Here is a 12,857-nt window from a genome sequence, read left to right as displayed (position 1 = left end):
GGACCGCCCTGCGCCGACAACCTCCCAGTCGGCGCCCGAGCTTGTAAGTGAGGGGTGCATGCAGCTGCTGCGCCGTGGTGAGACCGGCCCCGCCGTTACGGAGGTCGCGAAAACCCTTGCGACGCTCGGACTGTTGGCCCCGGACAACGGTCGACTTCCCCAGGTGTTCGACGCCGCGATGGAGCAGGCGGTGCGCGCTTTCCAACAGCAGCGCGGCCTGATCACCGATGGCATCGTCGGACCCGCCACCTACCGGGCACTGCACGACGCCCGCTGGCGGCTGGGCGACCGCAACCTCGCCTACCTCGTCTCCGCCCCGATGACCGGCGATGACGTTTTCGCCCTCCAGGAGCGGCTGCTGGAGATGGGCTACGACGCAGGCCGCGCCGATGGCGTGTTCAGCAGGCAGACCGAACTGGCGCTGCGCAGCTTCCAGCGCGACTACGGGCTGTCCGTCGACGGCCTGTGCGGCCCGGCCACGCTGCGCGCGCTGCGCCAGCTCATGCCGAAGGTGCGCGGCGGCCGCCCGGTCTTCCTCCGCGAGCAGGAGCGCGTCCGCACCGCGGGCCCGCTGCTGCGCGGCAAGCGGATCGTCATCGACCCCGGCCACGGCGGCCCGGATCGGGGCATCGTGGTCGGCGGAGTGGCCGAGGCGGACCTGATGTGGGACCTGGCCCGCAGGCTCGAGGGCCGGATGGTGGCCACCGGGATGGAGGCGCTGCTCTCCCGCGGTCCCGCCGCCTGCCCGGCCGAGGCGGACCGGGCGATGTTCGCCAACGAGACCGCCGCCGACCTGTTCCTCTCGCTGCACACCGACGCCAACTCCTCCCCGCTGGCGCAGGGCGTCGCGACCTTCCACTTCGGTACCGGCAACGGCACCACCTCCACCGTGGGCGAGGCGCTGGCCGGGTTTATCCAGCGTGAGCTCTCGGCCCGCACCGGGCTGCTGGACTGCCGCAGCCACCCCAAGACCTGGGAGGTGCTGCGGCTGACCAGGATGCCCGCGGTGCGCATCGAGGTGGGGTTCCTGACCAACGGCGAGGACCGGCGGCGACTGCTGGACCCGGCGTTCCGGGACGTGGTCGCGGAGGGCATCCTGGTCGCGGTCAAGCGGCTCTACCTGCTCGGCAACGACGACCAGCCGACCGGCACCTTCACCTTCCAGGACCTGCTCCGCCACGAGCTCACCAAGTCCAGCTAGCGTCCGCTTGGATGGCGGCAACGAAGGCCGCTTGCATCCGGGGCTTCTTCGCCAACGCCGCCTTCGGCGACTCGAGCGCCGAAGGCGGGGGCGCGGCTATTTCATAGGGGGACGCCCGTCGACCACCGGGTCGGGGTTCAGACCGGCCGGTAGGACGGTTCCGCGCTGGGCACCGTGGAGATGGTGACCGAGCCCAACAGGCGTTCCAGGGCCGCTTCGACGTCTTCCTTCCAGGTCAGCGCCGAACGCAACTCCAGGCGCAGCCGCGGCCAGTGCGGATGCGGGCGGATGGTCTTGAAGCCCACCCTGGTCAGGAAGTCGGCGGGCAGCACGCAGGTCGAGGTGGACTCGATCTTGGCGTTGCCGAAGGCCTCGATGGCCTTCACACCGCGTCGGGTGAGGTCCTTGGCCACCGCCTGCACCAGTACCCGGCCCAGCCCGCCGCCGACGAACTCCGGCATCACGTACAGCGCGGTCAGCAGCACGGCGTCCGGGCTGACCGGCGCGGTGGGGAAGGCGGCCGACCTGGGAACCGCCGCAGGCGGGGCGTAGAGCGCGTAGCCCGCGGGTATTCCGTCGTGGTAGATGATCCGCCCGCAGGAGCCCCATTCCAGCAGGACGCTGGACAGCCAGGCTTCCTTCTCCAGGTCGGTCTGGCCGAACTCCTCGGCCTGCTGCTTGGCGTGCGGGGCCAGTTCCCAGAACACACAGCCCCGGCACCGCCGAGGCAGGTGGTCGAGGTTGTCCAGCGTGACGCCGACAACGCGTCGCGACAACTGACCTCCCGCTGGCATGACGGGCTACCCGCTGCGGCGGGCACCATGTCCAGAATATGTCCATGACTGTCGGTGCTGGAAGGCACAACCCCCGGTTCGGCGTCGCCCATTAGACTCGGACGAACGCTTGCCGTGGGCCGACCGGCCCAAGATCACCGGACAATTGAACCGATAGTACCTCCAGGAGCCATGGGAAGAGCGTGATGAACCCCTCCGGATCGTCCGAGTCCAGGCCCGCCACCGCAGGCCACCGCAGTCTCGACCCGCACCTGCGTCGCTACGCGGCACGCACCGCGGGCATGACGGCATCGGAGATCCGAGCGCTTTTCGCAGTAGCCAGCCGCCCCGAGGTGGTTTCGCTGGCCGGGGGCATGCCCTATCTCGCCGCCCTGCCGCTGGAGTCGCTGTCCGCCGAGGTCGCGCGGGTGGTGGCCGAAGACGGCCAGTTCGCCCTGCAATACGGCTCGGCCCAGGGCATCCCGAAGCTGCGCGAGCAGATCTGCGACGTGATGGCGCTGGAGGGTATCTCCGCCCACCCCGACGACGTCACCGTGACGGTGGGCTCCCAGATGGCCCTGGACATGGTCACCAGGATCTTCTGCGACCCCGGTGACCTCGTGATCGCCGAGGCCCCGTCCTACGTCGGCGCACTCGGCACGTTCTCGGCGTACCAGGCGCAGGTCGTGCACGTGGAGATGGACGCGGACGGCCTGGTGCCGGAGGCGCTCCGCCAGGCACTGAACGCCGCCAAGGCGCAGGGACGCCGGGTCAAGTTCGTCTACACGATCCCCAACTTCCACAACCCCGGCGGCGTCACGCTCGCCGTGCACCGCAGGGCCGAGATCCTCGACATCTGCGCGCGGCACGATGTGCTGGTGGTCGAGGACAACCCGTACGGGCTCCTCGGCTTCGACGGCCAGACCTACCCGGCGCTGCGTTCCTCCGAGCCCGACAACGTGGTCTACCTCGGGTCGTTCTCCAAGACCTTCGCCCCCGGCCTGCGAGTCGGCTGGGCGCTGGCCCCGCACGCCGTTCGCGAGAAGCTGGTGCTGGCCGCCGAGTCGGCCACGCTGTGCCCGCCCGCGTTCACCCAGGCCGTGGTGTCGCGGTATCTGGCCGTGCACGACTGGAAGGGCCAGATCAAGACCTACCGCGAGGCCTACCGTGAGCGCCGCGACGCCACGATCGCGGCGCTGGAGCAGTACCTGCCGGAGGGCTGCCACTGGAACGTGCCGGACGGCGGCTTCTACGTCTGGCTGACCGTCCCGGAGGGCGTGGACACCAAGGCGATGCTGCCCAGGGCGGTGACCAAGCGGGTGGCGTACGTGCCCGGCACGGCGTTCTACGCGGACGGCCTCGGAAGCCGCCAGATGCGGCTGTCGTTCTGCTACCCCACCCCGGAACGCATACGCGAGGGCGTTCGTCGCCTGGCGGGCGTTCTGGAGGGTGAAATGGAGATGCTGCGGACGTTCGGTTCAGTCGGGACGCGGCTGCTGTCAGGCCCGCAATCGCCGTCCCCGGACACCGCCTGACCCACCCGGTCCATTGTGGACGTTTGCACACCAGAACAGGGAGCTTTGATCCGTGGCTGATCGCCAGGTTGCCGTGCTGTCCGGAGGGCTGTCGCATGAGCGGGAGGTCTCGGTCAGATCGGGCCGCAGGCTCTCCGCCGCGCTCCGGTCGGCAGGCGTCGAGGTCATCGAGTGGGACGCCGACGGCCAGCTTCTGTCCAGGCTGCGCGAGCACCGCCCGGATGCCGTGGTGATCACCCTGCACGGCGGCGAGGGCGAGAACGGCGCCATCCAGACCGTGCTGGACATGCTCGAGGTGCCCTACGTCGGCACCTGCCCGCGGGCCTGCCGCCGGGCCTGGGACAAGCCCACCGCGAAGGCCGAGTTGGCGGCAGCGGGGCACGCCACGCCCGACTGGGTGGTGCTGCCCCATGCCACCTTCCGCGAGCTTGGCGCCCAGCCGGTGCTGGACGCCCTGGTCGCGCGGCTCGGGCTGCCGCTGATGCTCAAGCCGGACCAGGGCGGCTCGGCGCTGGGCGCCCGAGTGGTGCGCGAGTTGGCGGATCTGCCCGCCGCCATGATGGGCTGCTTCGCCTACGGCGAGACGGTGCTGGCGGAGCGGTTCATCGAGGGTGTCGAGGTGGCCATCAGCGTGATCGACACGCCTGATGGCCCCACGGCCCTGCCCGCGGTGGAGATCGTCCCGGAGAACGGCGTCTACGACTACGCTGCGCGCTACACCGCGGGCCTGACCGACTACCACGCCCCGGCCCGCCTTTCGGAGCCCCAAGCCGCCGCGGCCATGGACCTGGCGGTGGCAGCCCACCGCCTTCTCGGTCTCCGCGACCTCTCCCGAACCGACGCGATCGTGAGCCCCGACGGCACGCCCCATTTCCTGGAGGTGAACGTCTCCCCAGGCCTCACCGAGACGTCTCTGCTGCCGATGGCGGTGGACGCCGCTCACCTGTCGTTGGGCCAGGTCTTCGCCGACCTCGTGGAACGGGCCATCACCCGACCCAACGTTTCACGTTGAACATCGCCCTCAGCCCCGCCCCCTGACCTGCGCCAGCGCACAAGCCGCCCTGGCGACATCGGCGTCCACCCGCAGCAGGCCAAGCCCCTTCTCACACATCTCCACCTGCTCATTGGCCCCTCCTCACGCCCAACCCCACCGACTTGCGCGCGCAGCCGCCCCTTACGGCCGTGTCCTGCTTGGTGGCGGTCGTGCGGGCCACAGCCCCCGGTTGGACGCCCGGCGTGAACACCCGGACGGCGACATCCTCCACGTGAGCCCGCGCCCCGTGTGCACTTCGCGACCCGGCCGAGCATCGCCGTCATACCACCAAACCCACAGCTTCCCACGCCATGGCCACCAAATCTCGGCGAGTTGTCCACAGGCACGCCGCTTATCCACAACTTGAGCTCACGCCCTTCCAATCACGACCATGATCGATAGGCTGGAGCAGGGCTCGCCCCCCTGAGGGAGGGTGGGGGCTGCCCTCACTGGGTTGAGAACGCGTAGTGGCCTCGGGGTGAGGGCTTCGGGCAGCTTTCTCGGTGGGAGCCGCAACCGGCATCAGTTGTCACGCGTTCAGTGCTCGACCTGATCTTGCGCGTCAGGACATCGACTGGTCCCTCGGTGGGTGAGCGAGCCTTTGTGGGCCTCGGGCCTGGCTGGGTGTGCCGAACCGGGTCGGGCTCCATTGGCCAACGTGGGAAGCAAGCTTGCCGTCAAGCGCTCGATAGTCCTCGCGGCGCTGAATTGAGAACGGCTCGGGCGGATACGTCGAAGCTGAGTACCGACATTGAGGCCGTGGCTCGGCGGAGGAATGCGCTCGACGAATTGGGGAGGCTGAGAGAGTCGGCGTGGCGTGGTCGGCGTGATGGTGGTCCGCTTGGATGCGGCGTCTGGTGGTGCCCCCGGCAGGATTCGAACCTGCGCTCCCGCCTCCGGAGGGCGGTGCTCTATCCCCTGAGCTACGGGGGCCGATCGTTCACGGGTGATCTTGGTGGTGAACTAGATCGTCACCGTGACGAAAGTCGGTGGAGTGGTTGTGTAGGCAGGTTTCCTCACCCATTCGGAGTATCGGTGGACATCATTTGGACTATGCGTTCGAGATCGTCTACCGAACCGAATTCGACGACGATTCGGCCCTTGCGGCGGCCTAGTTCGACCTTCACGCGGGTCTCGAATTTGTCGGAGAGGCGGTCGGCCAGATCTTGGAGGCCGGGGGCCTGGATGGGTTTGCGGGGGGCGGGCTTGGGCTTGGCCGGGGTTTCGCTCTTGGCGAGGGTGACCGCTTCCTCGGTGGCTCGGACCGACATGCCTTCGGCGATGATGCGAGCGGCCAAGTCCTCTTGGGTGCCCGCGTCTTCGAGGCTGAGCAGCGCCCTGGCGTGGCCTGCCGAGAGCACGCCTGCCGCCACGCGGCGCTGCACCGGCAGGGGGAGCTTCAGCAGGCGGATGGTGTTGGTGATGACCGGCCTGCTGCGGCCGATTCGGGTGGCCAGTTGCTCGTGGGTCACGCCGAACTCGTCGAGTAGCTGCTGGTAGGCAGCCGCCTCTTCGAGTGGGTTCAGCTGGACGCGGTGGATGTTCTCCAGCAGGGCGTCGCGGAGCATCGCCTCGTCGGCGGTCTGCCGGACGATGGCCGGGATCTTGGTGAGGCCCGCCTGCTTGGAAGCGCGTAGGCGGCGCTCGCCCATGACGAGTTCGTAGGTGTTCTTGCCGAGCTCACGAACCACGATCGGCTGCATGAGGCCGAACTCGCGGATCGAGTGTTCGAGCTCGGCAAGCGCCTCTTCATCGAAGACCTGCCGGGGCTGCTTGGGGTTGGTCTTGATCGCGGCGATCGAGATCTCTCGGTACACCGCGCCCGCGACGGGCTCTGCGCCGTTGCCCGTGGGGCTGACCTGCGCCATGGTGGCCGGGCTGGGGACCGTGCCGCCTGCCGGAGCGGCACCCGGCATTGGCGCCGGGCCCTGGGGGATCAGTGCCGCCAGGCCGCGGCCTAGGCCACCCTTGCGCTCGGTCATACAGACTCCCTCTCTCTTACGGGCGTACCCGCACTCGTTCTCCTGCGGGACACCCGCACCGGCTCAGCCCCCTGAGCCGACGTGAGTCATCTTCCCTCAGACTGCCTTGGTCTCTGCTCCCCGGACCGCCAACTCCCTGGCCGCGTCCAGGTAGCTCATCGCTCCCCGTGAACCTGGATCGTAGGCGAGCACGGTCTGCCCGAAGCCCGGTGCCTCGGAGACCTTGACGCTCCTGGGGATCACAGTACGCAGCACGTGGTCGCCGAAGTGGTTGCGAACCTCCGCGGTCACCTGATCGGCAAGCTTGGTCCGCCCGTCGTACATGGTGAGCAGGATGGTCGACACATGCAGCGCCGGGTTGAGGTGCGCGCGGACCAGTTCGATGTTGTGCAGCAGCTGGCTCAGGCCCTCCAGCGCGTAGTACTCGCACTGGATCGGGATCAGGATCTCGGCGGCGGCGACCATGGCGTTCAACGTGAGCAGGCCAAGCGACGGCGGGCAGTCGATGAAGACGTAGTCCGGCTTCAGCTCGTCCAGCGCCTCGGGGGAGAGGGCTTCCTTGAGTCGCGACTCGCGTCCGGGCATGGACACCAGCTCGATTTCGGCGCCGGCGAGGTCGATCGTGGCGGGCACACATACGAGGTTGTCGGACTGGTTCGACACCGCCGCGGCGTCGCCGATGCTGATCTCGCCGATCAACACCTCGTAGACCGAGGGAGTGCCGGATCGGTGCTCCACACCGAGCGCGGTGCTGGCGTTGCCCTGCGGGTCGAGGTCGATGACCAGGACCTTCAGGCCGTGCAGAGCGAGGGCCGCGGCCATGTTGACCGTGCTGGTGGTTTTGCCGACGCCGCCCTTCTGGTTGGCGACCGTCATCACGCGGCGGTGGGTGGGCGGCGGAAGCTGGAGGGATTCGGGGTGCAGCACCCTGGCGGCCCGCTGCGCCTCCTCCGCGATCGGGGTCCAGAACGGCTCATCAGGCGCATGGCTCACAGGGCGTCGCACCTCCTCACTCGGGGCAAACCCATTGCCAACTGGCGGGCGTTGCCTGGTTTCACGTGGAACATGTGTCGATCCGTTCGACTCGCGGTACACGTTCACTGTTCCTTCCTTGCCCGACGACCGGGACCGTTGCTCCGGTTCGATCGATGTCTGGGTGGCTGAACGCGGGGAAGAGCCACCACGGTCGTCGGTACGTCCAATGTCGATTGCCCACACACCACGATTTCGGGATCACCGGCGCCGGCCGCGCCGATCTCTCGCGCGTCCCGGGCGACTTCCTCACCCGCGCTGGCTCCCTTGAGCGCCAGCAGCCGACCGCCCGGCTTCACCAGCGGAAGACACCAGCCTGCGAGTTTGCCCAGTGGTGCCACCGCGCGGGCAGTGGCGACCTCTCGTTCTCCCAGCTGCTGCCGGACCGTGGGGTCCTCCGCTCGGCCGCGGAGGACCGTGGCGCCGAGTCCGAGCACCGCCACGACTTCCTCCAGCCAAGCCACTCGCCGCGCCATTGGTTCGAGAAGCACCAGATCCAGGTCCGGTCGTGCGATCGCAATCGGAACTCCGGGGAATCCAGCCCCGGAACCAACGTCCACCACGCGACATCCTTCGGGGAGTAGCTCCGCGACGACGGCTGAGTTCAACAGGTGCCGGTCCCACAGGCGGTCCACCTCACGCGGGCCGATAAGTCCGCGTTCCACGCCATGCCGAGCAAGTAGCTCAGCGAACCGGATGGCGAGCGGAAGCCTATCGCCAAACACGGCTTCAGCCGATACCGGCGTGATGGTTTTTCGGAGGTTCTCCGATTCCGGCTCGGTCAATTGCGGGAATCCGTGCTGATTCATGGGGGAGGACCATCCGAAGGGTAGGTGTTTCACGTGAAACTCGAGGGGTGTGGCAATGGAGAGGCCGGCAATGCGCAACAGGGCCCGTCGACGCCGGCCCGTCGGCAACTTCTACATCTGTACCCCACCAACCGCCATGGCGCCGGATCTCAGCTGAGCGTTCGTCCAGCGCGGTGCCGTGGCGGGCAGCCCAGTCACCTGCCAGGCCGCCACCCCGAAGAAGGTCCGCGCGGACGACACACCGCCGCTGGTCGTCGCGTGTCTCAGGCAGCCCCCATCCAGTCGCCTTCTGCCCGCAGCTGATGAGCGGGCCTCGTCCCATCGTGGAGGCGCCATGCGACCAAATGCGAAGGTTCGGGCCAAGCAGTTCAGCAGAGACCGACGTCGCGGTGACCGAGCGAGGATGAAGCCGGTCTGTCCAGTGCCGCGCATATCGATCACCGAGGCAACGATCCCACCGGGTTCGCGGGCGACACTCGCGGACTGTGAGGGGTACGGCCTTTGGCTGGTCGCTCAGCTCATGCGCGATGACAGAGAAGGCGCGGGGAACATCGTCGGGGGCGCACTCGACAACGCCCGGCTTCGCGGCCAGCGCATCGACCGTGACAGGCCACCGGTATCTAGCCTCACGTCCGCCAGCGCTGTCGGCCGGTGATCCACCGCCAAGTCGCCAGGGCTCGCGGCTTGGCCGACGGGACCGATTGTCCGCAAATGGCCGCCGGTTGCGGCGGTGGAGAGCAGAACCCATTTCGCCTGCTGCTGGACGACCGCATTGGAGATCGACCGCGCACAAGCCCAGCTTCCCGTGTGGGGCCGCCCGGTCGATCGTGGCTGGGGTTGGCAGGACGCGCGATCCGCGGGCGGCTCCTGAGCTTGGACCGATACGGACGACCGTGGAAACGTCACAGGCGACCCGGCTGCGGGCGTGAACCGGCCGCGAGAGCACGAGCGGGTCATCGTCCATCGAGGGTCTTCCTTCCGCGCCCTGGACCACAGCGCAGGCATGCGGCGAGTGATCAACGGACCGCTCCGTCCGCTGCTTCGTCGGCAGTGGGGAGTCGCAGCCGATCCTCGACCGTGCTTGGCTCGCCGGGCCAGATCTGCGCTGGCGCCCGGTCGCGGCCTGCGAGCGCACCAGCGGTGTACCGCCTGCCGACTACCGGGCTGTCTCTAGTCTGTCGTACCTCGGCAGCCGGAAACAAAAAATCCGGGCCGTTTCACGTGAAACGGCCCGGATGTGATTCCGCGTTTACCTTCAGCCAGTCTTGAACACGATCACGCGCCTGCTGGGCTCCTCGCCCTCGCTCTCGCTGCTGACGCCATTGACCGAGGCGACCGCATCGTGCACGACCTTGCGCTCAAAGGGAGTCATCGGGCTGAGTCGTACCGCTTTGCCCGTCTCCAGCGCCTTCTTCGCGGCGTTCTTGCCAAGCTCGCCCAACTCCTCGCGGCGAGCGGCCCGCCACTGGCTGACGTCCAGCATCAGTCGGCTGCGAGCACCGGTGGACTGCTGCACCGCCAGGCGGGTCAACTCCTGGAGCGCCTCCAGCACCTGGCCGCGGTTCCCGACCAGACGCTCGAGGTCGTCACCGCCGTCGATGCTGACGATCGCCCGGCCCGCCTCGACGTCCAGGTCGATGTCCCCGTCGTAGTCCAACAGGTCGAGCAACCGCTCCAGGTAGTCGCCGGCGATGTCGCCTTCGCGGACCAGCAACTCCTCGAGGTCCGCTGGGGCGCCGTCCGCACCCTCCGATTCCTCGCCGGTGGAAACCTCGGCCTCCGCGATCTCCTCGGACGCCTGCAGTGTCTCCGACACCTGTGTCTCCTCTCGCATCCTGCTTGGGTGCCCCGGCCGGTACCGAAGTACTCGGGACCGGAGGCACACCGGTGGTCTGTGTGCGCCTCAGCGGCGCTTGCGGTTCGGCTGCCTCTTCTTCGGCCGCGTGCGGTCCTCGATGACGCCGGGAACCTCGTTCGGCTTCGCGTCATTGGGCTCCGCGGGCGCAGGCGAGCTTCCGTTCGCCGCGGGCTCCGCAGCCTCCTTGCCTGCCGGGTCGGCCGCTCGCTTGGGCTTGGCGGTCGGCTTCTGGCCGGGCTTCGGGCCGAGCGTCTGCCGCTTCTCGACGGCGGCCGCCTTCTTCTCCGCTTCCTCGGCGTCGATGCGGTGGTACACCACGTACTGCTGGCCCAGCGTCCAAATGTTGTTGCTGACCCAGTAGATCAGGACTGCCAGCGGCAGGAACGGACCACCGACGACCGCGGCGATCGGAAACAAGTACAGCGTCAGCTTGTTCATGATCGCGGCCTGGGGGTTGGCCGCGGCGGCCTCCGACTGCCGGGCCACCGAGTGCCGGGCGGTCAGGTGGGTGAACACACCGGCCACGATCATCAGCGGCACCGCGACATAGCCGATGTCCCAGCGGGTGACCTCCGCGCCGAACACCGCCAGCCGGTCGGATGCCTGCGTGATGTAGGCCGACAGCGGGGCACCGAACAGGCGGGCGTCGAGGAACGAGTTGACCTCGTCCGCGCCGAACACGTAGTTCGCGGTCGTCCGGTTCTGCTCGGGGGAGAGGAACGGCCGGTTGAACGAGTTGAGGACGTGGAACAGGCCGATGAACACCGGGATCTGCACCAGCATGGGCAGGCAGCCGCCCAGCGGGTTCACCCCGTGCTCGGACTGCAACTTCTGCATCTCCGCCGCGAGCCGCTGCTTGTCCTTGCCGTACTTCTCCTGGAGCTTCTTGATCTGCGGAGCGAACTCCTGCATCTTGCGCATGGAGCGCACCTGGCTCACGAACGGCTTGAACAGAATCGCTCGCAGCGTGAAGACCAGGAACACCACCGACAGCGCCCACGCGAACCCGCTGTCGGGTGCCAGGACGTACCCGAACACCTTGTGCCAGAACCACAGAATGGCCGACACCGGGTAATAGATGAAGTTGAGCAAGACCTACTCCTCGGCAGGGGCGTTGCGACCCGTTTGATCAAGCGTGTGGTGAACCACCCGGTCTCAGCCGATGACCGAGAAGTCGGCCTTCGGTCACGGCACCAGGCATAACCGGGAGGGAGCCAGTATCGGTCATGGCTTCCTCCGGGTCTTGGGCGGAACGGGGTCCAGGCCTCCAGGGTGCCAGGGACCACAACGCAGCAGGCGGCGGACGGTCAGCCAACTACCGCGGAGCGCGCCGTGCACTGTCAGCGCCTCGACCGCGTACGTGCTGCAGGTCGGGTGGAACCGACAGGTCGGCGGCAGCAGGGGCGAGATCAACCGGCGGTACAGCCACACCGGGATCAACAGCCCCCATGCGACGGGACCGGGCCGACCGGGGCTCTCCGCCTCCGGCGCCGGGTGCGTGCTCATCGGCGGGCCGCCTCGGCGGGCGGGAGCAGCCGGAGCTTGCGCAGCGCCGAGTCCAGGTCGGCGGCCAGGTCTGCGGAGGGCGCCTCGGCGGACAGCGGCAACGCCCGCACGACAAGCTGTGCGTCGGCGGGGAGGTCTGCCAGCCGATCCCGCATCAGGTGACGCAGTCGACGGGCCACCCGGTGCCGGACGACGGAGCCGCCGACACCCTTACTCACGACAAAACCCACCCGAGGGCCAACCGGCTCTGCTCGGGTGGGTGTGAACTCGCCGGGCTGTGAAGTGCTCACCTCGGTTGAACGCTCGGCGGACGGCATTGGTGCCGGGCCGACCAGGGCGTGCACCACCAGCCGAGGCCGTCCGCAGCGGCGGCCTCGGCGAACCACCAGGTCGAAGTCCTGGCTCTTCCGCAGCCGAGCAGCCGCCGACAGCACGGCGCACCTCGAAACGCTCAGGCGGACAGGTTGATGCGTCCCTTGCGGCGGCGTGCAGCCAGAACGGCGCGGCCGGCGCGGGTACGCATGCGCAGACGGAAACCGTGGGTCTTGGCCCGCCGACGGTTGTTGGGCTGGAACGTACGCTTGCTCACGGTCGCTCTCCAGTGCTTACTAACGCAGGTCTGGTAGTGCCCGAACGACGATGATCCTCCAGCGACGGCCACCAGGGCCCGCTGCTCGACATCGCGGCGGAACAGGCACAGCATGAATCGCCCGCTACGAAAGCGGTGACCGTATGAGGGTACGCACCCCGGCCGTGCTTCTCAAATCGCGGGTCGGTGCAGGTGCCGACTCCCGAGTCTGTCCTACCCGAGCGGTGGCCCAACTGCGCAGGCCACGCAGCAGAGTGATCTTTGGCAGATGCCCCCGGAACGGCGAACGGGCGCCACTTTGACAGCTTTCCGCAATCGGTTTCGATTCGCCGCGAGATCGGACCAGTAACGGTTCCGTGGCCGATCATGCTGCGCGCCAAGATGTTCTGAGCACTCAATATCCAAACACGCCCAAGATCGGCTACGCTGTCGTTGCTGCTCCACCGGGTAGGTCGGGTTACGCTCCGCACAACCGTTCATCGACATACCGATGACCGCTCAGTGCTTGCCATGGCGCCACGTCTTGTGGCAGCGCCCAG

The 12,857-nt window shown here is 68.2% G+C and carries 12 protein-coding genes and 1 tRNA gene; 3 read left to right on the top strand and 10 right to left on the bottom strand.

The window, feature by feature from the left end:
• Positions 1-58: 58 nt before the first annotated feature.
• Positions 59-1,201, top strand: coding sequence for an N-acetylmuramoyl-L-alanine amidase (locus ACU6XJ_RS10600; protein WP_476309170.1), 1,143 nt, complete (start codon positions 59-61; stop codon positions 1,199-1,201).
• 137 nt (positions 1,202-1,338) lie between these two features.
• On the opposite strand, the gene ACU6XJ_RS10595 is transcribed toward ACU6XJ_RS10600, so the two are convergent.
• Positions 1,339-1,977 (bottom strand): GNAT family N-acetyltransferase, encoded by a 639-nt coding sequence (locus ACU6XJ_RS10595; protein WP_476309169.1) that lies wholly within the window; start codon positions 1,975-1,977, stop codon positions 1,339-1,341.
• Positions 1,978-2,180: 203 nt separating this feature from the next.
• Between ACU6XJ_RS10595 and ACU6XJ_RS10590 the strand changes: the two genes are divergently transcribed.
• Positions 2,181-3,509 (top strand): aminotransferase-like domain-containing protein, encoded by a 1,329-nt coding sequence (locus ACU6XJ_RS10590; protein WP_476309167.1) that lies wholly within the window; start codon positions 2,181-2,183, stop codon positions 3,507-3,509.
• 52 nt (positions 3,510-3,561) lie between these two features.
• Entirely contained in the window at positions 3,562-4,521 is a 960-nt protein-coding gene (locus ACU6XJ_RS10585) for a D-alanine--D-alanine ligase family protein (protein ID WP_476309164.1), read from the top strand.
• An 879-nt stretch (positions 4,522-5,400) separates the two neighbouring features.
• Here ACU6XJ_RS10585 and ACU6XJ_RS10580 read toward each other — a convergent pair.
• From ACU6XJ_RS10580 to rpmH, 9 genes are all read right to left on the bottom strand, one after another.
• Positions 5,401-5,475 (bottom strand) — tRNA-Arg (locus tag ACU6XJ_RS10580).
• Between the two features lie 83 nt (positions 5,476-5,558).
• Positions 5,559-6,524, bottom strand: coding sequence for a ParB/RepB/Spo0J family partition protein (locus ACU6XJ_RS10575; RefSeq protein ID WP_476309161.1), 966 nt, complete (start codon positions 6,522-6,524; stop codon positions 5,559-5,561).
• Between the two features lie 96 nt (positions 6,525-6,620).
• Entirely contained in the window at positions 6,621-7,517 is an 897-nt protein-coding gene (locus tag ACU6XJ_RS10570; protein ID WP_476309158.1) for a ParA family protein, read from the bottom strand.
• Between the two features lie 104 nt (positions 7,518-7,621).
• Entirely contained in the window at positions 7,622-8,365 is a 744-nt protein-coding gene (gene rsmG / locus ACU6XJ_RS10565; RefSeq protein ID WP_476309155.1) for a 16S rRNA (guanine(527)-N(7))-methyltransferase RsmG, read from the bottom strand.
• Positions 8,366-9,620: 1,255 nt separating this feature from the next.
• Positions 9,621-10,199, bottom strand: a complete 579-nt coding sequence (locus tag ACU6XJ_RS10560; RefSeq protein ID WP_476309153.1) for a Jag family protein — start codon at positions 10,197-10,199, stop codon at positions 9,621-9,623.
• A gap of 69 nt (positions 10,200-10,268) precedes the next feature.
• On the bottom strand, positions 10,269-11,315 hold the full coding sequence (gene yidC / locus ACU6XJ_RS10555) for a membrane protein insertase YidC (protein ID WP_476309150.1): 1,047 nt from the start codon (positions 11,313-11,315) through the stop codon (positions 10,269-10,271).
• A 132-nt stretch (positions 11,316-11,447) separates the two neighbouring features.
• Positions 11,448-11,729: a membrane protein insertion efficiency factor YidD gene (yidD, locus tag ACU6XJ_RS10550; protein WP_476309148.1), complete on the bottom strand. Its 282-nt coding sequence runs from the start codon at positions 11,727-11,729 to the stop codon at positions 11,448-11,450.
• Positions 11,726-12,163, bottom strand: a complete 438-nt coding sequence (gene rnpA, locus ACU6XJ_RS10545) for a ribonuclease P protein component (RefSeq protein WP_476309146.1) — start codon at positions 12,161-12,163, stop codon at positions 11,726-11,728. Before rnpA ends, yidD begins: the two co-directional genes overlap by 4 nt.
• Positions 12,164-12,180: 17 nt before the next feature.
• Positions 12,181-12,318: a 50S ribosomal protein L34 gene (gene rpmH / locus ACU6XJ_RS10540; protein WP_476313922.1), complete on the bottom strand. Its 138-nt coding sequence runs from the start codon at positions 12,316-12,318 to the stop codon at positions 12,181-12,183.
• Positions 12,319-12,857: the final 539 nt, after the last annotated feature.

This window comes from Actinorectispora metalli, from assembly GCF_056323685.1.
The sequence above is the reverse complement of the archived record's forward strand: the minus strand, read 5'-3'. Positions and strand labels throughout refer to the sequence as shown.